The organism is Bacillus andreraoultii, assembly GCF_001244735.1.
Lineage (GTDB): Bacteria > Bacillota > Bacilli > Bacillales > Caldibacillaceae > Caldifermentibacillus > Caldifermentibacillus andreraoultii.
In genome coordinates this window covers 1,065,259-1,088,483 of record NZ_LN868937.1, presented here as the reverse complement: position 1 = coordinate 1,088,483, position 23,225 = coordinate 1,065,259, and the positions used below count along the sequence as shown (strand labels likewise).

The 23,225-nt window shown below is 34.4% G+C and carries 16 protein-coding genes, 3 pseudogenes and 1 other annotated feature; of the genes and pseudogenes, 3 read left to right on the top strand and 16 right to left on the bottom strand.

The features are described 5' to 3' along the window. Positions 1 to 512 precede the first annotated feature (512 nt). Complete coding sequence (locus BN2144_RS10395) at positions 513 to 1,172, top strand: helix-turn-helix transcriptional regulator (protein WP_033828169.1); 660 nt, start codon at positions 513 to 515, stop codon at positions 1,170 to 1,172. Positions 1,173 to 1,420: 248 nt separating this feature from the next. Here the strand turns inward: BN2144_RS10395 and serS are convergent, their stop codons facing one another. The 11 genes and pseudogenes from serS to BN2144_RS10340 all read right to left on the bottom strand — a co-directional run. Continuing rightward, a complete protein-coding gene (serS, locus tag BN2144_RS10390; RefSeq protein WP_033828168.1) occupies positions 1,421 to 2,698 on the bottom strand; it encodes a serine--tRNA ligase in 1,278 nt (425 codons plus the stop codon). Between the two features lie 57 nt (positions 2,699 to 2,755). Then, positions 2,756 to 2,976 (bottom strand) — a binding site (T-box leader). 505 nt (positions 2,977 to 3,481) lie between these two features. Continuing rightward, the gene (locus BN2144_RS10385; RefSeq protein WP_033828167.1) at positions 3,482 to 4,783 is read right to left on the bottom strand and encodes an NCS2 family permease; all 1,302 of its coding nucleotides are present in this window, start codon (positions 4,781 to 4,783) and stop codon (positions 3,482 to 3,484) included. A gap of 324 nt (positions 4,784 to 5,107) precedes the next feature. After that, positions 5,108 to 6,226 (bottom strand): aminotransferase, encoded by a 1,119-nt coding sequence (locus tag BN2144_RS10380; RefSeq protein WP_033828166.1) that lies wholly within the window; start codon positions 6,224 to 6,226, stop codon positions 5,108 to 5,110. A 40-nt stretch (positions 6,227 to 6,266) separates the two neighbouring features. Continuing rightward, on the bottom strand, positions 6,267 to 7,688 hold the full coding sequence (arcD, locus tag BN2144_RS10375; RefSeq protein WP_033828165.1) for an arginine-ornithine antiporter: 1,422 nt from the start codon (positions 7,686 to 7,688) through the stop codon (positions 6,267 to 6,269). A gap of 180 nt (positions 7,689 to 7,868) precedes the next feature. Further along, positions 7,869 to 8,810, bottom strand: a complete 942-nt coding sequence (gene arcC / locus BN2144_RS10370; protein ID WP_033828164.1) for a carbamate kinase — start codon at positions 8,808 to 8,810, stop codon at positions 7,869 to 7,871. Between the two features lie 47 nt (positions 8,811 to 8,857). Next, the gene (gene arcD, locus BN2144_RS10365; protein WP_033828163.1) at positions 8,858 to 10,282 is read right to left on the bottom strand and encodes an arginine-ornithine antiporter; all 1,425 of its coding nucleotides are present in this window, start codon (positions 10,280 to 10,282) and stop codon (positions 8,858 to 8,860) included. Between the two features lie 292 nt (positions 10,283 to 10,574). After that, complete coding sequence (argF, locus tag BN2144_RS10360; RefSeq protein WP_033828162.1) at positions 10,575 to 11,585, bottom strand: ornithine carbamoyltransferase; 1,011 nt, start codon at positions 11,583 to 11,585, stop codon at positions 10,575 to 10,577. A 90-nt stretch (positions 11,586 to 11,675) separates the two neighbouring features. After that, the gene (arcA, locus tag BN2144_RS10355; RefSeq protein ID WP_033828161.1) at positions 11,676 to 12,908 is read right to left on the bottom strand and encodes an arginine deiminase; all 1,233 of its coding nucleotides are present in this window, start codon (positions 12,906 to 12,908) and stop codon (positions 11,676 to 11,678) included. Between the two features lie 302 nt (positions 12,909 to 13,210). Continuing rightward, positions 13,211 to 13,900 (bottom strand): Crp/Fnr family transcriptional regulator, encoded by a 690-nt coding sequence (locus BN2144_RS10350; RefSeq protein ID WP_033828160.1) that lies wholly within the window; start codon positions 13,898 to 13,900, stop codon positions 13,211 to 13,213. Between the two features lie 350 nt (positions 13,901 to 14,250). Continuing rightward, positions 14,251 to 14,466: a DUF3006 domain-containing protein gene (locus BN2144_RS10345; protein ID WP_033828159.1), complete on the bottom strand. Its 216-nt coding sequence runs from the start codon at positions 14,464 to 14,466 to the stop codon at positions 14,251 to 14,253. A 572-nt stretch (positions 14,467 to 15,038) separates the two neighbouring features. Continuing rightward, positions 15,039 to 15,800: pseudogene (locus tag BN2144_RS10340) on the bottom strand (ComEC/Rec2 family competence protein); the annotation flags it as partial. A gap of 371 nt (positions 15,801 to 16,171) precedes the next feature. On the opposite strand from BN2144_RS10340, the gene BN2144_RS10335 reads away from it, so the two are divergent. Continuing rightward, the gene (locus BN2144_RS10335; protein ID WP_033828158.1) at positions 16,172 to 16,288 is read left to right on the top strand and encodes a hypothetical protein; all 117 of its coding nucleotides are present in this window, start codon (positions 16,172 to 16,174) and stop codon (positions 16,286 to 16,288) included. 266 nt (positions 16,289 to 16,554) lie between these two features. On the opposite strand, the gene BN2144_RS10330 is transcribed toward BN2144_RS10335, so the two are convergent. The 5 genes and pseudogenes from BN2144_RS10330 to BN2144_RS10310 form a co-directional block, all read right to left on the bottom strand. After that, positions 16,555 to 17,868: an IS1380-like element ISBco1 family transposase gene (locus BN2144_RS10330; protein ID WP_017550355.1), complete on the bottom strand. Its 1,314-nt coding sequence runs from the start codon at positions 17,866 to 17,868 to the stop codon at positions 16,555 to 16,557. Positions 17,869 to 18,235: 367 nt separating this feature from the next. Next, positions 18,236 to 18,448, bottom strand: a pseudogene (locus BN2144_RS10325) (IS5/IS1182 family transposase); the annotation flags it as partial. Positions 18,449 to 19,027: 579 nt separating this feature from the next. Next, complete coding sequence (gene istB / locus BN2144_RS10320; RefSeq protein ID WP_033826781.1) at positions 19,028 to 19,795, bottom strand: IS21-like element helper ATPase IstB; 768 nt, start codon at positions 19,793 to 19,795, stop codon at positions 19,028 to 19,030. Beyond that, on the bottom strand, positions 19,788 to 21,329 hold the full coding sequence (istA, locus tag BN2144_RS10315) for an IS21 family transposase (RefSeq protein WP_456061792.1): 1,542 nt from the start codon (positions 21,327 to 21,329) through the stop codon (positions 19,788 to 19,790). Before istA ends, istB begins: the two co-directional genes overlap by 8 nt. Positions 21,330 to 21,513: 184 nt before the next feature. Next, positions 21,514 to 22,806 (bottom strand): annotated as a pseudogene (locus tag BN2144_RS10310) (transposase); the annotation flags it as partial. Between the two features lie 123 nt (positions 22,807 to 22,929). Here BN2144_RS10310 and BN2144_RS20375 point away from each other — a divergent pair. After that, positions 22,930 to 23,202: a transposase family protein gene (locus BN2144_RS20375; protein ID WP_230199729.1), complete on the top strand. Its 273-nt coding sequence runs from the start codon at positions 22,930 to 22,932 to the stop codon at positions 23,200 to 23,202. Positions 23,203 to 23,225 lie beyond the last annotated feature (23 nt).

Below are 23,225 nucleotides of genomic sequence, written 5' to 3'. Positions count from 1 at the left end.
AGAGATTCTCATTCGTGTTTACTGTTTTGAATGTCCCTCCTATATGAATCCTATTAAAATACGAAATTGACCTTTTAATAACTTATTATCTAGATAATGATTTAAACGATAATAAAAGTTTATTGATGTAATAATTTCTTACCACAAGTTAAAATTATCACATAAAAAATCTAGTGTCAATATATTATTGTAAAAAATTATTCTTATAAAAATATTTTCTTATAACATATTGGCTTGTTTATAAAATTTGCTATAATGTGTATGAATAACGTATTTATTGCCAAATTCGTTCTTTATGCCTTGGAAAGCTAAGCTCATCTTTATCCGTCTTAAACTATCTAATCATTTTGTTTTATTTGATAATAATATTTTCTTATCAAAATAAGAAAACTGCATACGTAAATAGACTTTCTTGTAAGTTACTTTAGGATAATTTTTGCAGATCTTGTGAATCTCTTAACATCCTTAACTTTATGATTAAAATGATAATTAAATGAAGGAGGAGTCCTCAATTGGATAAAGAAATTTTTCGACACTATAAAAATATAATGATGTTTTTTGGAGAAATTTTTGGAACCCATCATGAATTTGTTTTGCATGTTTTAGAACCTGATGGAGGGTCCCACGTTGGTTATATTGTTAATGGAGAAATTAGTGGGAGGTCGATGAATAGTCCTTTAACAAACTATGCGAAAAAATTAATCGAGGATAAAGTATACTTAAAAAAGGATTATGTTGTTAATTATGTTGGTGAGGGACCAAAAGGGAAAAAATTCCGATCATCCACTTTGTTTATTAAAAATAGTAAAGGTGAATTACAAGGTCTTCTATGTATCAATTTTGATGCAGAAGTTTATCGAAAAGTAGCAAAAGATGTATTAAAATTAGCTAATCTTAGCTGGGATATTGCCTATATAGATAAAAAGACAGAATTAGAACAACCTGTAGAAAAGCTTACTGATAATATTCAGAACATTATATATTCTGTAATAGACCAAGATATATTAGAATCCGGAGCTCATTTATCACCTGATCAAAAGAAACTCGCTATTTCCAAATTAAAAGAATATGGTGTGTTTGATGTGAAAGGTACAATTAATGAAGTTGCGAAAGTGATGGGAATGTCGGAATCCAGTGTGTATCGCTATCTACATGTAATCAACCATGATTAGAGTATGTTTGATGGGAACGTACAGGTAATGGCGATTTTCCCCCACCTCGCAACTATTGTGAATTCGTCTTACCCTGTCTCTATCCCCTTAGCTTCTTCGTGTCTCTAAAATCTTTAAACGAGCGTATCACTTCTTAAAAGATGAGGCTCCAATAGTCCTTATCTCTCTATATAAAAAAAGATACGGAAGGTTATCCACTCCGTATCTTTTTTATTAACTGCTAGGCTTTCAATTGAAGCTGCTTCTTTTTATTCGATATATTCTTTTCCACCCATATATGGTCTTAACACTTCTGGTATCCGTACTCTCCCATCTGCTTGTTGGTAATTTTCTAATATAGCGGCAACCGTACGGCCAATAGCTAATCCAGATCCATTTAGTGTATGAACAAATTCTGGTTTTCCTTTAGGTTCTCTTCTAAACCGGATATTTGCTCTTCTAGCTTGGAAATCTTCAAAATTACTGCAAGAAGAAATTTCGCGGTACATATTGTTACTTGGTATCCATACTTCCAAGTCATACTTTTTCGCTGCTGTAAAACCTAAATCACCTGTACAAATCGCTACGACTCGATAAGGAAGCTCTAACAACTGCAATACTTTCTCTGCATCATTTGTTAATTTTTCCAATTCCTCATAAGAATCTTCTGGCTTAACAAATTTCACTAATTCAACTTTATTAAACTGATGTTGACGAATTAAACCGCGTGTATCTCTTCCAGCAGATCCAGCTTCAGAACGGAAACAAGCACTATAAGCTGCAAACTTAGCTGGGAGATCGTCTACAGAAAGTATTTCATCGCGGTAGTAATTTGTTACCGGTACTTCTGCTGTTGGAATTAAGAAATAATCTTCTTTTTCTACTAAGAATACATCTTCCTCAAATTTTGGCAATTGCCCTGTTCCTGTTAAGCTTGCACGATTCACCAAATATGGCGGTATCATTTCGGTATAACCATGCTGTTCGGTATGAAGATCTAACATGAAGGAAATTAAAGCCCTTTCAAGTTTGGCACCAAGTCCTTTATAAAATACAAATCGGCTACCCGTTACTTTTGCCGCACGTTCAAAATCAATAATGTCTAAATCTGTAGCAACATCCCAATGGGCTTTTGCTTCAAAATCAAATTGTGGAACTTCTCCCCACTTGCGAATCTCAACATTATCATCTTCTGTATCACCAATCGGTACCGTTTCATGGGGTAAATTTGGGATAGATAGAAGTAGCAAATTCAATTCGTCTTCAATTACACGTAATTCATCATCCAATACCTTGATTTGGTCACCAACTTTGCGCATCTCAACAATTAAATCTTCAGCATCTTTATTTTCTTTCTTTAACTCAGCAATTTGAGCAGATACATCTTTTCTCCTTTTCTTTAACTGTTCCGTTTCAACAATTAAATTACGACGCTTTTGATCTAGGTCACCAAACTTTTCTAATTCTGACAAGTCTTCACCACGGTGCTGTGTTAATTTTGCTTTTACTTCATCAAAGTTTTCTCTAAGTAACTTTATATTAAACATTTTTCCTTCCTCCTTTTCATTTATTAAAAAATGGTATAAAAAAAACTCCCATCCCAATAAAGGGACGGAAGTTTTGTTTCCGCGTTGCCACCCAAATTGCAAGTATTTTTAAAATACTCACCACTCACAAAGATAACGGTTAACCGGCAGTACCTACTTTCGTGCGTTCAGTACCACTCTCAAGGATGGATTCACAGGTATTTTCTACTGATTTCCACCAACCATCAGCTCTCTAAAAAGAAAACTCACCCACTACTATTTCCTATCATCGATAAAAGTATGCGATTATTTTATACACATTATATCTGAATAATTTCTAATAGTCAAGCACCAAATTTAGTATATGTTTTAACAACCAACTATATAATCACATACTCGGGTACTCCGTTCGTCAACAACCTATGACTAAAGTCACAATGGTTCTCGGATAAAATCTAAATCGTTAATTTTTGTTCTATTTTATTCATTTTGTCGTATAAGCATAGAAAACTTTTATTGATTAGGAACAAAGCACACTTCTTTACCCTAAAATGAAATTCGAATTCACTCATATGAATAACACAACGGATAAGCTTCGTATGAATGGACTTGTCCATTTTTTGTTGTTTAGTTTTTTAGGTGTGGATGTGGCAAATGATTCCTTCAATTCGATTGGACATGAAGTGAGCGTATATCTCTTCTAGAGGACCATTTTATCCTTTTTTACTGCGATTGGGGCGTCTAGAATCCTTGCGTAAAGAAAAGGCACGCAGATTCAATCTACGTGCCTGTTTAAAAAATCTATTATACATTTTGTAAAACGAAGTTCATTAAAAATAACCCTGCAATGATATATAAAGGAATGGAAACTTGTTTTGATTTTCCTATCGCTATTTTGACAATCGGGTAAGAAATAAATCCAAACGCAAGCCCGTCCGCAATACTATATGAGAATGGTATCATAATGATAATTAAAAATGCGGGAATAACTTCCGATAAGTCTTGTAAGTTGATATTCTTCACATTTTGTAACATTAATCCACCAATAATAATTAAGATTGGCGCAATAGCACTTCCAGGAATAATCGTAACAAACGGTATAAAAAAGATTGATAGTAAAAAGAGCAGACTTGTGGTAATCGAAGTAATTCCTGTTTTTCCTCCTGTTGTAATACCAGCTGCTGTTTCTACTGTCGACACCGTTGGACTTGACCCACAAATACTACTAATAATAGTTCCTAAAGATGTTATCCGAAAAGCAGTTTTAAATTTCTCTGATTGATTAGATAACTTTAATTGTCCACTAACAAGACCGATATTTTCAAATACAAGTACCATTGTTAAAGAAAATACGGCAATCCAAAAAGTTGTCGTTGTAATACGATCAAAAGACATACCGAAAAAGACGGTGTGAAAATCACTAATTGAAATAGCTGAGGATTGACCAATTTGACTCGTATCAACAAGACCGAACATCCAAGCAATGACCGTTCCAATAAAAATGGAAATCAAGAAATTTGCTGGTACATCACGTAAAAATAAAATAATGGTAATGACAAGTGTTATTAAAAACACGAGCACTTCAATACTCGTAAAATCACCTAATTGAACTAATGCATGTTCCCCTTTTACGATTAACTGACTTTTCTCCAAGCCAATCAAAGCTAAAAATAAACCAAGACCTACATTAATGGCCGCTTTTAATGATTCTGGTATGGAAGCTGCTAAAACGGGAGCTAATTTTGTAAATGCAATAACGACAAATAACACACCTGAAACAAATCCAACTGCTAACGCTTCTTGCCATGTGAGACCCATCGAGTGAACAAATGTATAGGTGAACATTGCATTTACACCCATGCCTGGAACGAGGATTAATGGTAAGTTTCCGAATATCCCCATTAGTAAACCCGCTACTACTGATGTAATAATTGTAGCCCAAACAGCACCTTTAACGGGTATCCCAGCATCTGCGAGGATTGTAGCATTTACTGCAATAATATAAACGATTGTAAAAAATGAAACACAACCTGATAAAAGTTCTGTTTTAATCGTAGAACCTTTATCGTAAACACCTGTGAGGTTATTAATTTTTTCTTTAAACATCTAATCCTTCCTTAAATTTTTAAAGTATTAATTCCCTCACCCACCCAGTCTTTTACAAAAGACTAAAAAAAGACAACCTACTAAAAACTGCTCAATGCATTCATAGTAAATTGTTTTTATTGTACTACCTTCCATTATAAAACGATATTGTTAATATGTCCACAGGTTCTTATTATTTACCAAAAACTCCTGGTGGTAACTTGACAATTTTCTAACTAAGGACCATTCAAAATGATTGTTACAAGATTAGGGAGGTATAAACGGAGGAAGGACCCTTCAACGTATTGGAGGGTCCAAGCAATTATGTACCGGTGATGTGCTACACTAATGATACTGCTTTAAATAGGAAGACAGTTCAGCTAAACCTTTTTCTAAAATGTGTGTATGGGTGCAGTAGCCGAGGCGGGCATGACCTGGTACATCAAAACGATTACCTGGAACTAGTAATACCCCTTTTGTTTTTAATAAATCTATACAAAACTCTTCTACATCAACTGGAATATTTAATTTGATAAAAGAAGTTGAAACGGCTTTTGGAAAAACTAACGAAACCCGCGTTTCATTGTTCACCCATTCTTTCAAGAGTGCTAAGTTTGTATAAACAATATCTTGATTTCTTCTTAAGATCGCTTCTTTATTTTTTAACGTATGCACGGCTAAATAATCATCAAAGACCCCCGCACAAATCATTGTATAATCACGATATTTTCTAAAAACATTTGCGATTTCACGATTACTAGCCGTCCAACCAACACGAACACCTGGTACGGAATATGTCTTTGACAAACTATTCGTCGCAATCCCTTTATCATATAAATCAACAATAGAAGGGATATGAACATTCGGATCGAGTGGTTTATATACTTCATCAACGAGCACATATGCACCGACACTAGCAGCGATTTCGACAATTTGCATTAACATTTCTTCATCGAGAACTGTTCCAGTAGGGTTATTCGCATTATTTAAACAGATCATTTTTGTATCCGGTCGAATGAGCCTTTTTAATTCTTCAATATTAGGAATCCACTCGTGTTCCTCATCGATTTCCCAGAAGGTGACTTCAGCCCCCATTGAACGTGGTATATCATATAATTGCTGATACGTCGGGTGCATCGCAATAACGTGATCCCCTCGTTCTATTAATGCATAAAAAGCAAGTAAGTTTGCACCCGTTGCTCCATTTGTTTGAAGAATATTTTCTGGAGGCATATGTTTATATAATTTACTTACTTCTTGTTTAAACTGTGGTGACCCTTCAATCCAACCATAGTCCATTTTTTTCTTTATTATTCTATCATAAAATTCATTTGGAGAAGTCCCATCAATTCCGATAATCTCCTCTAATGTGAAAGAAGCAATCGAACTTCCTGCTATATCATAGCGTGCATCATTTTCCCAAACATTTAACCATTCTTCTACACCGAATCTTGGTATTTTCATATTGTATAACCTCTGATCTTACTAATTTTGAAAACTATGTTTATATTTGCACAAAACCCGTATAGATTAACCCAATTGCAATTAGTGCACCAACAACAATATGCGCTGTTGCAATCCATTCATTGGTAGATAACACAATTTCCTCACCATCTTCCCTCCGAGCTTTTATATAAAAATAGACACCAGGAATATAGGCGATAAAACAAATTAATAGATAGATAAGTCCTGATAGTAAAATCGCACTAATTTGGAAAACGAACGCAATCATTCCAATTACGAACTGTTGCTTTTCACCTTTCATATGCCGATTTTGATAGGAAATTTTTATTTGATATAACGTAACAAATAAATAACAAATTAAGATTGAAGCTGTACATAATGAATAGGCAAAGTTATAAGCTTTATCAGTAAATAAAAATGTAAAAACAAATAATTGGACGAGTCCTGCCGTTACGATTAACGCAAATGTCGGTGCTCCTGCCTTATTTACATATTTAAAAGCTTTTGGTAATAACCCTTTACGTGACATTAATAGTGCTGTTTCTCCTGGAAGCATTGTCCATGATAACCATGAACCTAGTAGTGAAATAATTAAGCCGATATTTATAAATGCTGCACCCCAAGGACCGACAATACTTTCAAAAACATATGCCATCGAAGGTTGTTTCATTTCAGCCAACTGCTCTTGTGACATAATTCCATACGGGATGATTGAAGCCATTACATAAATTGCTAAAAGACTTAATACCCCAAGTACAGTTGCCTTACCTGCATCACTCTTTTTTTCAGCTCTTGTAGATAGTATTGAAGCACCTTCAATCCCTACAAAAACCCACATCATCACCATCATACAATTACGAATTTGACTCATTACAGCATGTAGTTCAAAGTTATGCGAAACGGTACCCCAGAAATTTGCTGTAAATATATCCAATTTAAAGGCGAAAATACCGAAAACAATAAAAACAAATAATGGAGTTAATTTACATATCGTAATAACTGTATTTAATAATGCGGCACTCTCCACCCCTTTATTAACAATAAAAGTTAGTGACCACATAAATAGACTGGCTAAAATGATTGACGGAATATTTTGCCCATCATCAAATATTGGGAAGAAGTACGCAAATGCATTCATCATCATCGTTGCAAAAGCGACGTTTCCAAGCCATGCAGACAACCAATAACCCCAACCGCTTATAAATCCCCAAAATGGACCGAACCCAGCTTCTGCAAAACTAAACATCCCTACTAAATCCGGGCGTTTACTTATTAAGTTATTAAAACTCAGTGATAGCATAAGTATACCAAGTCCTACAATAAGCCATGCAATTAAACTAGGTCCTACTGCAGAACCACTTGATAAATCGGAGGCAATTCCGAAAACTCCACCACCTATGGAGGAACTAATAACAAGTGCGGTTAATGAAAATAAGCTGATTTTCTTTGATGTTGTTTCCATAGACTTCAAATCCTTTAATATTAATTTATGGGGAAAATAGGTAGAAGGTACAATCTATCAAAAAATCAACTTGTACCTTCCACACCACCTCTATTTTTTCTTTTATAAGTTTATCACAATTTAAAGTCTTTATCACTTATTTTTTTAATTTTTATGCATATTTTTACATAATTTTACACCTTATGAAATAATTCTCGTTCCATATTTTCCTTCCATTGCATCTACCGCATGTTCCAATGATGTAATAATTGCTTTTCGTCCAGGTTTCGATTCGACAAATTGAACAGCAGCTTCAACTTTTGGTAACATACTCCCTTTTGCAAACTGTCCTTCTTCTATATAACTCTTTATTTCTTCTACACTTACTTCTACTAACGCTTTCTGATTAGGTTTATTATAGTTGATAAATACATAATCAACACCAGTAAGAATCAGGAGTATATCAGCATCAATTAACTCAGCTAACTTTTCAGAAGCATAGTCTTTATCAATGACAGCTTCAACACCGATAATTTCCCCATCATTTCGATAGACAGGAATACCGCCTCCACCTGCACTGATGACAATATTTCCGTTATCAACTAGTTTTTTTATTATTCTATGTTCTAAAATACTAATTGGCTTCGGGGACGGTACGACTTTTCGCCATCCTCTCCCTGCATCTTCTATAAAAACCGCCCCTGTTTCCTCCATTTGTTTTATCACTTCTTCCTCTGTATAGAACGGGCCAATTGGCTTGGAGGGGCTTTCAAATGCTTGATCGCAAGGATCCACCTCAACCCGAGTTACAATTGCGACAACATCTTTGTCCATTTTATTCTTATGAAGAACGACATCTATTTCATTATCTAACCAATAGCCAATCATTCCTTCACTCATCGCTCCGCAAGTATCTAAAGGCATTGCAGGTGTTTGACTGCAATCAGAATTAATTTGTTGCAGAAGAATATTTCCTACTTGTGGACCATTACCATGTGTAATTGCCACTTGATACCCTAATTTAACGATTTCAATTAACTGGTTTGCCGTCAGTTTTAATGCTTCTTGTTGTGCACTTGCAGTTGCCTCACCGGATTGGATAGCATTTCCACCTAACGCAATAACTATTCGTTCTTTTGTCATCGCAAATTTCCTTTCTATCACTCTATTTTTATCGAAACACTCATATCTTAAATACTAATTTTCCCCATAAGAAGCGCTATTAAAGCCCATAATCCAAGGATTGCAATAATGAACATCAAGGCTTTATCTAATTTCGTTTCTTTTACTTGTATTTGATTTTCCTTTATCGTCCATTTATACAATATAATACCTGGTGCATATAACAACATCGTTAATAATAAATAATCAACACCAGCTGCATAAACGAGCCAAATCCCATAAACACTAGCAATAATTCCGATTATTTTATCTTTCCTCCGACTCCTATCTGCCTCATACGTTTCACCAGTAAAAGTTAATTTTACTTGGTAGAACGCTGATAACATATACGGAATTAAAATCGCTGATGATGCGAGTGAAAACATAAAGTTATATGCTTTATCAGAGAATAATAATGTGATTAAGAAGATTTGTACTAAACCGTTTGTTAACCATAATGCGTTAACAGGAGCTTTATTTTTATTTTCTTTCGCTAACCATTTCGGAAACATTTTATCTTTTGCAGTCACATAAGGTAATTCAGCCGCAAACATTGTCCAGCCAAGCCATGCGCCCAATACAGAAATGATAAGACCGAGATTAATAATAATTGCTCCCCACTTACCGACAACGTCTTCCAAAATATAGGCCATTGCAGGATTAGGTAATTCAGCAAGTTCTTCCCTTGGCATAATTCCTAGTGATAATAGTGAAATAAGAATGTATATAAGAAGTACACTAACTAAACCGATCACCGTAGCTTTACCGATGTCAGAACGTCTTTTTGCCCTTCCTGACATAATGACGGCACCTTCAACACCAATAAATACCCATAATGTTACTAACATTGTACTTTTAACTTGTTCACCAACAACTCCCCACGAGAAACTACCATCTCCCCAAAAGTCAAAAGTAAAAGTATCCCATTTAAATGCAATAATTGCAATTATGATAAATAAGAAGATAGGGATTATTTTTGCAATCGTTGTAATTGTATTAATAAATGCTGCAGAATGAATACCGCGTAAGACAAGATAGTGAACAAACCATAAAGCTACAGATGCACCAATAATTGAGGCTACATTTTGGCCTCCAGCAAATGTTGGAAAAAAATATCCAATCGAAGCGAATAACAATGTTGCATATGCTACGTTACCTAGCCATGCGGATAACCAATAGCCCCATGCACTGTTAAATCCTAGAAATGGTCCAAATCCATCTTTTGCATAGCTGTAAATACCACTATCAAGGTCAGGTTTTCTACTTGCTAAATTTTGAAAGACAAAGGCTAATGCAATAATACCAATTCCCGTTATAACCCAACCGATTAAGACAGCACCTGCATTCGCGCCAAGAGCGATATCTCCAGCAAGATTAAACGCTCCCCCACCAATCATCGAACCGATTACTAATGCAATTAATGCAACTAATCCAAGCTTTTTATCTTCACCCATTTGACTCACCTTCTCTTTAGTTTGAGGAGAATATGTTCTCCTTGTTAATCAAATGCTACAAGAATTTGGACCTCATAGTTTTCGAGCTTGTAGATGGGCATCCTCTCCAATAGATCACGACAACCTGGCAGAGACTATAAGCCGACGCGATGTTTGTCACTTCGTAAAACTATACTTTTATGGGGCTTTAAATCTCTTTTTCCTCTTATTTCCGTTTGGGTTGAACCTCCACTAACAATTTTACTCATTCATCCCCTACTACATTGAGTAGGGGCAATATGGTTGAATCCATTTAAAACTTTCCATTTGTTGCTGCCATCACGGCTTTAATTGTGTGTAATCTATTTTCAGCTTCATCAAAAACAAATGAATTTTCACTTTGAAATACTTCATCCGTTACTTCCATTTCGGTTAAACCAAATTTTTCATAAACTTCTCGGCCTACTTGTGTTTCTAAATCATGGAAGCTTGGTAAGCAGTGTAAGAACATAACATTTTCATTACCTGTTTTGTTTAGCATTTCACGATTTACTTGATATGGAAGTAATAATTCAATTCTTTCTTTGAATTTATCTTCTTCTCCCATAGATACCCAAACGTCTGTGTAAAGGACGTCAGCACCGGAAACAGCTTGATCAATATTTGATGTAACCATAACTTTAGCATCTGTTTCTTTCGCAATCTTTTTAGCATAATTAACGATTTCATCACTTGGTAATAATTGTTCTGGAGAGCAAATCCGTATATCCATTCCTACTTTTGCTCCACCAATTAATAAACTATTTCCCATATTATTTCGGCCATCACCAACATAAACAAGTGTTACACCTTTTAGGTGGCCAATATTTTCTTTAATTGTTAAAAAGTCAGCTAAAATTTGTGTCGGATGGAATTCATTAGTTAGTCCATTCCAAACGGGCACACCGGAATATTCTGATAAAGCCTCTACCGTTGATTGATCAAATCCTCTAAATTCAATTCCATCAAACATCCGACCTAGTACAATTGCTGTATCACGAATCGATTCTTTCTTGCCAAATTGTATATCATTTTTCCCTAAATATTCAGGATGTGCCCCTAAATCAACACATGCAACAGTAAATGCACAACGAGTTCTTGTTGATGGTTTTTCAAAAAGTAATGCAACATTCTGTCCTTCCATATAACGATGAGGGATACCGACTTTCTTTTTCTCCTTTAAATCAGCAGCTAAATCTATTAAATAATTGATTTCTTCTCCTGTGAAATCTTTTAATTTTAAGAAGCTTTTTCCTGCTAATGGACTCGTTTCGGTGGCAGACATAGTAATCCTCCTAATTTGGCAAAAATTTTTATAATGCTGATAAATAGCAACATGTACCTATTTATCAGCATTGTTAAACTTGTCTTTCTTTTAGATGTCGTTACGAACAAGGGGCATACTCATACAACGAGGGCCCCCACGTCCTCTTGATAATTCCGAGCTTAGAACTTCGATAACTTCAATACCATGTTCTCTTAGTAGCCTATTCGATACATAGTTCCGATCGTAAGTTACAACTACACCTGGAGCAATGGCTAATGTATTTGATCCATCATTCCATTGTTCTCTCGGAGCAGCAATCACATCACCACCACCACAAGGAATTAGTGCAACTTCTTTTAGCCCTAATACTTCTGCCAATGTTTCCATTAAGTTTGTTTTATGTGTAATTTTAACCGTTTCTTCATTCGGACCTTTTTCAAGAATATATATATTCATGTTTCCTTCTGGTCCTTGAATTGCAGGGTGAATGGTAAATTTATCATAGTCAACCATTGTAAACACAGTATCTAAGTGCATAAACGCTCTTGATTTTGGAATCTCTACAGCTACAACTCGTTTAATATCACTTTCACGATTAAACACATTTAGTGCAAAACGTTCAATTGCTTTCGCCGCTGTTCTTGCACTGATACCAATGGCAATTGTATCTTTAGATAATACGAGTTCGTCTCCTCCTTCCATCGGATAATCAAAATCTCGGTTAAACCATATAGGAATATCATGACTAGCAAAACGTGGATGATATTTTATTATATATTTCATAAATAATGATTCACGTCGTCTAGCTGGTTCCCTCATTCGATTAATTGTTAATCCATTCCCAATAGTAGCAGCTGGGTCCCTTGTGAAATATAAATTTGGCATCGGATCTAGATAAAATGGATAATGGTCTTCTAACATTTCATATAGATGTGTTTTCTTTTTTGTCTCAATTTCCGACTTACGAACACCAGCCATAATTTTTTTAATCATTTCTTCAGTGTCATACGAGAATAAGTATTCATATAAATTAGTAAAAGAACCATTTACACTAACACGTGATTCAGTCAATAGATCAGTAACAAATTGTTTTTTAATGTCATCGGTGTAAAGTGCCTCCGTTAATAATGTTGTTAAATAGAGCACTTCAATTCCTCGATTTTTTAAGGTAGAAGCAAAGTAATCATGCTCTTTTTGAATAATCGGTAAGTATGGGATATCATCAAATAATAATCTGTGTAAATATTCTGGGGTAAGATTTTCAACTTCTTCACCTGGACGATGTAGCAAAACTGTTTTTAATTCACCAATTTCAGAAGTAATATGAAGTGGATGTTTCAATTGAATACCCTCCTTAAAAATTATGAAATGCTTCTTACAGTTATTATCTTAATAGAATTGAAGTTTTGTTGTTGTGAAGGCGCTAACAAGTTAAATATGAAATTTCTCTTGCCTCCATTATGGTGGCGGTTACATAATGAGGTGCGCTACCATCACATCATTACTGTGGATAGATTCACACCGTTTCCGTGGTATATTTCACAAAATAGAAAGCGCCTACATGATTTCGAGTTTTTAAGTCGATTCACGTAAGCACATGAATATACATATAAATAAACATTTAAGATAACAAATTATAAAACTCACTGCACTTTATCTTTAAAATAATTCACATCATGAATGATTATTTGACGTCCTTCCATTGTCAGCAATCCATCGCAGCGTAAGTCTTTAAACACATGGGACACCGTTTCTCTTGATGTACCAGATATTTTTGCGATTTCAGTGATTGTCATCGGCACATCAATGACAACATCATTTTCTTTTGGAATGCCAAATCCTTCTAATAAATAGGTGATAGATTGTTCTACTTTGTCTTTTACGTTCGATGTTGTAACTGTTTGCAATCTTCTTTCATGCTGTTCTAAAATCCTTGATAAGCGGTTTACAATGTAAAGTAACTGCTCTTTATTTGTCTGTACGAGCTCTTCAAATATAGTAGTAGGTATATAATAAACCATAATATCTGTTAATGCATATGCAGCGTAATGATAGTAAGTATCTTTAAACATACCGCCATAGGGGAATAAGTCATGGGGCTTTACATAATCTAAATAGAGCATAGTGGCATCAGCATTCGTCTTTTCTAACTTGACATAACCTTTACTTAAAAGGTAGATTCGTTCTCGGGGGTCACCAACAGTAAATAATAATTGATTTTTTTTATACGTACGTTGGAATAATTGCTTTTTAACCCTTTCCAATCCTTCATCTGTTAAGTGTGACAAAATTGTGAATTTAGTTAAATCGTCCACTGTGTTCTTTACCCTCATTTAAATACCTCCAAGCATAAAGAATATCATCATATCCATTTCATCCTTTTAAAATAGTAAACTATCATTACATTACTATCGTAACATGTTTACAAAACACTTCAGGCGGTTTTATTTATCTGTTAAAAATTAGACAAAGTTATTATGACAAGAATTGGATAAAATGAGTCGGATTGCCCTTTGGAAGCGGCAAATAAATTCCCTTTAAAATAACAATACATATAAAAAACCCGAGCAATTGCGAAACTCCAAATGATCATTCGCATGAAAAGTTCGGGTTTTCCTATAGCTGGAATACTTTTGTCCCTGCTTCACTATTCTTTTTAAAGAAGTCGATTTTATAAAAATTCTTAGTCTTCCCAAAGCTCCGCCATTAAGTCTTCAATTTCCTTCCGACGTTTCTCTGTTTCACTCTGATCGATTGTATAGGTGTTATTTTCAAAGATAATCACATCACCGACTTTTACATTTTTCGGAAGATATCCCTTTTCAATATCAATCATTTCACCTGATTCTGTTTCACAGACCGCTAAACTTCCTTCAAATCGATCAAGTATAAGTTTCATTCCGAACACCTGCTTATAACAATATTTTCTTAAGTAGTAAAAAATAGTTGAAATCATTTCAATGGAGTTAGTTTTGCACTGAACGAGTGGCGTTAAGTTTAACAAGCATATGCGGATTTCTTAAAAGCTTTGCCTATTTCATAGAAAAACTTAATGCAACTTGTGCAATGCAAAAATAGTTCTTTCTCCTTCCATCGGTCACAATCAATTATAAGTGTTCAATTTCGTACGACAACTTATTGAGGTACAAAAGAAGTTGTTGTATTATATGTCTTTCCTTTATATGTGGCACTTACATCAATAGTAACACGGTAACCTTTTAGTGCTCTACCAATTTTGACAGGCAGTGTTTTGCCAACTTTCCCTGAATAAGTAGTATTTGTTGATTTATAATGAAACACTGCTTTATAATTTGTGCCGCTTGGTAAACCTTTAACCGTTAAATTTACTGTTCCGTATTGTTTCGGTTTCGTCGTATTTAAACTCGCTGTCAATTTATAACTAGTCGTTGGTTTTGATTTCGATGTTGATGATGCTGAATTTGTTACAGCTGGTTTCGTATTAAATGCAATTGTTGATCCGTCAGTTTTTGCAATAATGGTCCCTTGTTTATCCGTCCGATAAACATTTACTTTTGCTGATTTCAATCGGTTAAGCACTTCAGAAGTTGGATGGCCATAACTATTGTTTTTCCCATCACTTATAATGGCATATTGTGGCTTTACCTTATTTAAGAACTCTGGGCTTGTTGAAGTTTTCGCTCCATGGTGACCGATTTTAATAACGTTTGCTGTTAAGTTTTGTTTCGAATTCATCATATCTTTTTCAGATTTTGTCTCTGCATCGCCAGTAAATAAAAATGATTTTTTTCCGTAAGTCATCTTAACAACGGCACTCCAGTTATTCAAATCACTTTTACTATATGCTTTCACGGGAGCTACAAAACTAGCCGTTACTCCTTTAATTGAAAGTTTTACCCCCTTTTGTGCAGTCTTTATCGTTTTCTTTTCATTTTTTACCGCAGTTAAAAAGTCTTTATATGTTTGTGACGTATGGCTTACTTTTGGCGCATAAATATTTTCAACTTTAAAAGCCTTTAATACATTATCTAAACCACCAATATGGTCTGCATCGGGATGTGTTGCGATTAAAACTTCAATATCATCTACTTTTTGTTTCTTTAAATAATTTACAACATCATTGCCTTTAGAGTTGTTTCCACCGTCAATAAGTATATCTTCTCCATAAGGACCTTTAATATAAATTGCATCACCTTGTCCGACATTTATAAAATGAACGGTCATATATCTTTTTGTCGCAGCATCACTTTTCATCGGAGTAATTCCTAAAATGAGTGCCACTGAAAGTATGATTGCCATCAACTTTTTAAACACTTGATTTCCCCTCTTCCTTATCAGATTATTGTTCATGTTAAATTATAAAATAAATAAAAGCGAAACACGATAAAATTTTCAAAAATAATATTTGTAGATTTTTGGAAGTGGTTTCTATGCATGATTTATTTGTGATTTAGTCAAAATAATAATGAAAAGTCAGGGCTAGATCCTTTAGTCAACCAAGAGACTAGAGTTCGCGGAAAAAACTTTTTTCGGCTAATAGGTTATGCTGACGAAGCCTTCCCTATGCGGTCATCAGTTATGAGAGTAGATATTAATTAAATGATACTAATAAGGTGGTGAAGATAATGACGAAAAAAGGAATTCAAAACTCAAGTATTGAACAACTTCGTAACGACCATCAAGAAGAAACTGCATTTATGATTGATAATCCGAAAAAAGAAAAAAAAGGCAAGAAGAAATAAATTGGCGATTATAAAGAAAAGTCCTTCACTTTATTGAAGGACTTTGAGTTATTTTTTTAATTTTTGATTTAACCTGAAATATTCATAGCTACAAATCCCATTTGATAAAATTTGTTAAATTAGTTGAACATAACGGTATTTAATTAAGAACCGTAGCCAATTCATAAAATAACTGAATTTTCAATAGAACAACTCTGGTATTTTGGGCATACTTCCCCCTTGACTGAAAAATTTATTTTTTTCAGTTATGAGAAGTATTCTATTGGTCATTCCAATTGTAGTTTTTGAATTCGATTCAGTACATCCCAAAAGAAATTTTGATACACAAAACTCGATGATAGTTTGAAGTAAAGGGATCTGCCTGATTTCACGACTTTACTTGCCGCTTTAATTAACCGAGTACGTATCGTATCAATTTGCATAGTTTTTTGACCTTCCGGAAAACAAAGAGTTCGTAACCAATTGGTCAAATTATATGCAAGAAGTGTTAACATCATTTTTACTTCGTTCACTAGAAAAGCGTGGCTATTCATATGATCAAAGTAAAAGCCATTTTTTGCTTCTTTGATATAGTTTTCCATCGTCCCTCTTTTTTGATAAGCTCGGACGATATCTTGAGGAAAAGCTAATTCAAAGTTAGTAACAAAAAAGGAATGGGTAAAGAACAGCTCACCTGCAGGACGTACCGATTGAATAATCACCCTTCTTGGTTTTGACCATGATTTTGCTTGGTAAATCGTTTCTTCATAATAGGTTTCCGTCTTGGAAACATCTAAAGGTGCGGAAGAAGGATGGTATTCCTTCGCTAAACTTTGTAGTTGTGAATTCGATTTCAACCGAATAATATACAAAACAGATTCTTCTTCACACAGATCGTATAATCCCGGAACAGCAAACCCACTATCTCCACGAAGAAACAGGGTAGTTTCCGGAAACATTTCGTTATAATGTTTAATGAGAGGCCGAATAAATTCCACCACACCATTTGATGTATAAACATTTCCGGGACGGAGTTGTGCTTTCAAAAAGTCACCAGTCGCACCATCAAAGGCGACTAATGGATGAAAACCCATCGTGCCATAATGAGTATTATATGACGAAGATTCTTGGTCCCCATATGTATCCGAATGAGTCGAATCCAAGTCGATAAATAACTCTTTCGATTGTCGAAAACAATGAATCTTATCAAGCATTTCTTGGTTAGCCAGATTTAATTGTTCAATTGAATCTTTATCAAATCGTGTATAAAAGCGAGACAAACTGGGCTGGGAAGCAAGTGTTGGAGTTTCAATGATTTCCTTAAACACAGGATCATGAGTCAACTGATCAGCCGCATCATCTTCCGCATACCCGGCAATGATTTGATAGACTTTTTGACGTAACAAGTTTTCATTTGAATGAAGATAATATTTCCTTGAATCGTTAAGTCTCAAGTACTTAACTAAAGTCTTTGAAAAACCAATTTTTTCATCGAATTCTCTAAAAAGAAACTCACCTGTATCGGAGGAAAGAGAACCTCCATCATTTGACAATTTAATTTTATGATTGAAATCAAGTGTTTTTTGCGTTAAAGTAACCATATAAAGAGTCCTTTCTGTTTGGTTTTTGTTTTGGTTACTTTAACTTTAACAGAAATGGATTCTTTTTTCATTTTTTTAATGAATTACAATAAAGCCGAAAAGGCTTGGTAATCCATAAGTTATAATAAGTTTCTGAATTTCTGTGAATAATTCAGGTTTAAGTTTTAAGATTCAGCTAAGACTTTTCGACTTTATAGTTTTCCATTATACCTTGTATCCAAGACTCATATAGATCTTAACCATAAAAAAACAGCTAAAAGATTAGCTGTCCATAGGTCGTTCCTTCTTCAGAGCTTTTTACTAATATCAAATCTCCTCCAAGGGCATTTGCAATCATTTTACTTAACGGTAATCCAAGTCCGACAGTTTATGCGGCTTGGCGGGCTAATAACATATTCATTCGATCACAGGCTAATTTCGAAGTATTGTAAATAAGTGTTACAAGCTCAAAATGAACTTTTGCACGTTTGCCTGTTCGATAACAGACAGTATTGAGTTGAAAATATTCCTTTAAATAAGCATTTACACGGTCTACAGCAGTTCGATGTTTAAATATATTTTTCCATGCATTTGACCCACGTAACAGAATTATATTCATATCTTTTTATATTACACAGTACATACACGTATACTGCAAAAAAACTAGATTGAATAGAGTTAATTGTACTTAACATTTTTGTTTTCCTATTAATAGGACTAGTTAGACAAGAAGATATAAGTGGGTATTAATGAAATGTACTCTAAATTCATTATTTTTTACTCCCAATAATTGACACAGCTCCAACAATAATTATATACCATTAAAATTGCCATATATAAGAAAACGGAATGCTTTTCACCCCTAAGAAAGTTAATATAGTAAGCAATAAAATAACTAAAGCTAAAATGACGTTTGATGAGTAAGCATAATTCTTTAACATATTTACAATTGTACCTCAGGAGTCTTATCTTTCTTGGATTTAACTTTAACGATATTTGTTATAAATAATATAGAGGATACTAATATTCCAGCTATTATCATCTCTAAAGATAAACTACGTTGAAAACTATATGACTGATTAAAACACCAACTAATATGCCCACAGCACTATAAGCTGAGGTCCACTGTTGTTGTTTTTTACCATGTATTTCGCAAGTGAAAAGTGAGCCATTTCGCAATTTAATTTTGAGCCACCTCGAATTTATTTAAATTCATCCAAGCCTTTGTTTCTTTCATTCTAAAAGATGGCCCATTCATATTAATAACATGTGACTTATGTGTAAGCCGATCCGTTAAGGCAGCTGTTAAAACTGGATCATGAAAGATTTCTTGCCATTTTAAAAATGGTAAATTGCTTGTAATGATTGTAGACTTTCTCCCTGCACGTAATGATAAATGCGTAAATAATAGTTCTGCTCCTTCTTTATCAAATGAGATATATCCAAGTTCATCAATGATTACTAAATCATATCTTTCAAATTTCAATTCAAATGAGCGAAGAGTTCTTTCAGATTTGTATTCTTTAAGTTGATTAATTAGAGATGGTACTGTCGCAAAGAAGACTTTATATCCAGCTAAACAGGCTTCTATACCGAGTGCTATAGAAATGTGCGACTTCCCCGTACCGGGTGAACCTGTAAAAATCACATTTTGTCCTTCTTCAATAAACTTTAACGTTTTTAAATAAGGTAACTTTTGTCGGGCCTGATCAGGTAAAGAACTTTCAACTAATTCTTCCAATAATTTTTTCTGTGGGAAATTGGCTGTACGTATTCGATTCTGTTTCGACCGTATCAGTCGGTCGCTATGTTCTTGATGAAGCACCTGAAGTAACACTTCAAATGCCTCATCCGGTTTTTTGAAATTACTTTCATCATTGACCATCCTTCGAATACTAGGCAAACGCAATTCCTTACACAGCTCAATAATCTCTTGCCTTTTATCCATATAAGATATCTCCTTCTTCAGATTGATCAAACATATCTGCGTAGGCTTTTAGATTTCTTTCTGACTGTTTCATGATGTCGTCCTTGTTCTCATCAGTTAACTTGTCAGTATTGGTTTGCTCACAGATGAATTGTATTCTTTCTGTAGTGACAAAACCAAAGCGAATATTATTTAGTTTCTCAATAGCTTCTAACACTTGCCCTAAATTATCTTTTTCTTGAATATATAAAAGTAACTCTATGAAGTCTTTTTCATTTCCTGTATAATAATTGGTGTATATCATTTTAATTTCATCCGGTGCCTGCTTCAAACATTCACTTTGAGCTATGGCACCTTTTTTCTTTTCAAAGGTTTTTAGATAGTGATAAATATTCATTTCCCACTGATGTAAGCCCCAATTCCGTTTGTGTTCTGCTACAAGCTCCCCATCGATAAATAGTTTGATTTTTTCAGCTCCTACTTTTGCTTTAATAAATTTCCCAACATGTCCTTCTGGCACAGAATAATGATTCTGTTTTATGACAACTGTACTATACTTATCCACCCGACATTCTATTAACTCTGCAACGTCAAAAGGAGTTATTGCTGGCTTGGATACAGACCTTTCGTGTTCCATTAATTCAATGTGTTTTAATAAATGCTGGTGATGTAACTGCTGGTTGATTCTTATTAGTACCCTTGTCAAATGTTCCTCTGCCTCTTTTAAACTTGTAAATTTATAATTTGATGAAAATGCCTTTCTACGAATGTACTCTACACTACGTTCAACGTGGCCTTTTTCATTTCCCTTTCTTGGTTCACATAGTCGAATTTTAAACCCATAATAATCTGAAATATTTTTCATACCGTCGGTGATTTCCCTTTCTGATCCTATGAACGATTTAACCACAGTCCTCATATTGTCATAGGTAAATACCGTAGGGATAAAACCAATGTGTTCAATAAATAAGGAATGGATGTCTAAAACACAAACCATGGTTTCAGACTCATAGATTTTCGCAAATCGATAATTACTATGTGCTAAAGTGAAAACCGCTAGGGAATAGCTTCTTAATTTTCCATTCACCTCGATTTTAATTTCTCCCCAATCAAATTCCACTTCATAACCAGGTTCGCAATTTCTACGTATGAATACCTCGTTTTTCTTTGCTAGCTCCGTGTTTACAAAATTACGTACTGTGGTATAACTAATTTCACACCCTTCCTCTATCAACTTTTCATGCATATCAATGATTTTCATTTGTTGTTTACCTAAATTATTCTCTCTTTTCCACTCATTTTCTTTTATATATCCTCGAATTTTCTCGATAATTTCATCACTTAATACTCTTTTCCTACCAACTCTTTTTGTGTAAGTTGGTGGTTTTATAATCTCCTCTGGTATTGGTAAATTTCGAACATCCGTTAACTTACTATTTTCGAACTCCTTTATATATTTTTTTACTGTATTTCTAGATTTTTTCAATTCTTTTGCAATCTTCCTCTGACTTTTTCCCTCCAAATGCATCTTTATTATTTGTTGTTTCACATTCAAAGTAATCACCTCTGATACTCCCCCTAACAATAATGTCAGGGTTATTTTCTATCAAAAGTGGCTCACTTTTCAATTAATAAGGTGGCTCAGTTTTAGATTAACATATACATTACCATCCATCATTATTCCTCCTCTACTAATTTAAAGACCTTTTCTATAGGAAAATTTAAGTATTTTAAAATTTTCAGGGAAAGTTCAAGACTTGGGTTGTATTTATTATTTTCACACAGTCTACAGCTAATTTCGAAGCATTATAAACTAAGGTTACAAGGTCAAAGTAAACTCGATAACGAACATTATCTAGTTGGAAGTATATCTTTAGATAAGCATTGACACGTTCCACAGCTGTACGGCGTTTAAAAATCGTTTTCCAAGCTTTTGATCCACGTGCTGGCGCTGTATACTTTCTAATATCAGTGATGTTCACCTTATATATCTTTTGGCATACACCATCATTAGCCAACGGACAGTCCTTACATTCTTTGGGACGTGTATACTTGAGTGTTTGGTATTTCGAATCAAAACTATCATAGAAATACGAATGTTCACGGAAACAAGTTGGTGCGAAATGTTTATCAAATCCGACTGGTTCAGGTTCATTACGCTTGTTATAGGCAATCACTGATTGTTAAACCATTCGATGAATCTGTTCATAAATTGGTTCACAATCGTATCCTGCATCCATCGTTTCAAACGTAAAGTAAAGTTGACAGTTGAACACGTTCATGAATGCCTTTTAATAAAGGTATCGCTGCCTTTCCATCATTTAAGTTTCCAGAAGAAAAAAGAGATTGAAGAATGTATTGACTTTTTGTACCCACAGCTAAATGTGCCTTAAACCAAAAAACGTTCTTTCCTTCTCTGTTCTTCTTTACATCCCACTCAGGGTCTTTTAGGAATCTCCGTACGATGTTGTTCTAAAGGAACGTCCTACTCTCTTCAATTTTCTTCTCAAAAGAGGAAGATTGGCTTCACGTTCAGCTTTTTCATCTAACCATTGTTTTCTCTCCTCTTTCGATTTGCGCCCACGTTTCTTAGGTTCTGTTTTTTGCTTTTCTTCTATTGGAGGCGCCTGATCCTTAGCTTCGAAGTGGGTCGAATCAATAGCTACGGTAACATCGGAAATAAAGCCTTCTGTGATGGCTTGGGAAAGGATTATTTCTTGAACTTTTTCAAGAACATTTGATTCACTTATGATTGTCACCATTCTTGAATAGGCAGCTTCTGACGGTACTGTATCAGATCCCAAAAAACCGCAATCAAGACGAAAAATCATATCATTTTTTAACCGTTTAACCAAATCTTTGATAGACGGAATTCGTTCTGTTAAACGGGCAATTAATGAATATATCATAGCGGCGTAGTTCAGCTCAACAGGTCTACCAAAACGTGATTTCTTCGTCATCACAGCGAAGATTGGATCAATATTGATAGCTGAAAAAATAGCATCAAATCGTTGGGTAGGTTCTAAATCGTATCAGTTCTGAGGAGTAAAAATTTTTCGTGGTAATTCAAATATCTATCCCCCCTAAAATCACCCAAATATATAATAATTTAACTAATTAGATTAATAAATGAGCCGATTTAAGGGGATTTTATTGTGGTTACCAGAAAAGAGAGAAGAGAACGTGAAAAGAATGTTAATTATTTTTTCGAGTTCCTTAAAATTCAAAAACGTTTTTTCAAAGACTTGGTTGATCACCTAAAAAATATAGTAGATCACCGACATCAAAGCTACATAACGTATGGTCCAGGGGTCATTTTATTTACGATGATCTTGAAAAATATGACTGGACTGAAATCAATGAGAACGATGAGTAATCGTTTCAATAAAGAAGAATGTATCAAAAATGTTGAAAAGGTGTTGGGTTAGATTCCCTTGAAGAACTCCCTCAT

Excerpts from the sequence above, each read along its gene's own strand:
- BN2144_RS10380 (WP_033828166.1), bottom strand. The coding sequence starts at position 6,226 with ATGAAAATACCAAGATTCGGTGTAGAAGAATGGTTAAATGTTTGGGAA.
- BN2144_RS10335 (WP_033828158.1), top strand. The coding sequence starts at position 16,172 with ATGACGAAAAAAGGAATTCAAAACTCAAGTATTGAACAACTTCGTAAC.
- BN2144_RS10345 (WP_033828159.1), bottom strand. The coding sequence starts at position 14,466 with ATGAAACTTATACTTGATCGATTTGAAGGAAGTTTAGCGGTCTGTGAA.
- arcD (WP_033828165.1), bottom strand. The coding sequence starts at position 7,688 with ATGGAAACAACATCAAAGAAAATCAGCTTATTTTCATTAACCGCACTT.
- arcC (WP_033828164.1), bottom strand. The coding sequence starts at position 8,810 with ATGACAAAAGAACGAATAGTTATTGCGTTAGGTGGAAATGCTATCCAA.
- istB (WP_033826781.1), bottom strand. The coding sequence starts at position 19,795 with ATGGATAAAAGGCAAGAGATTATTGAGCTGTGTAAGGAATTGCGTTTG.
- argF (WP_033828162.1), bottom strand. The coding sequence starts at position 11,585 with ATGTCTGCCACCGAAACGAGTCCATTAGCAGGAAAAAGCTTCTTAAAA.
- BN2144_RS10330 (WP_017550355.1), bottom strand. The coding sequence starts at position 17,868 with ATGGTTACTTTAACGCAAAAAACACTTGATTTCAATCATAAAATTAAA.
- BN2144_RS10350 (WP_033828160.1), bottom strand. The coding sequence starts at position 13,900 with ATGAGGGTAAAGAACACAGTGGACGATTTAACTAAATTCACAATTTTG.
- serS (WP_033828168.1), bottom strand. The coding sequence starts at position 2,698 with ATGTTTAATATAAAGTTACTTAGAGAAAACTTTGATGAAGTAAAAGCA.
- arcD (WP_033828163.1), bottom strand. The coding sequence starts at position 10,282 with ATGGGTGAAGATAAAAAGCTTGGATTAGTTGCATTAATTGCATTAGTA.
- BN2144_RS10385 (WP_033828167.1), bottom strand. The coding sequence starts at position 4,783 with ATGTTTAAAGAAAAAATTAATAACCTCACAGGTGTTTACGATAAAGGT.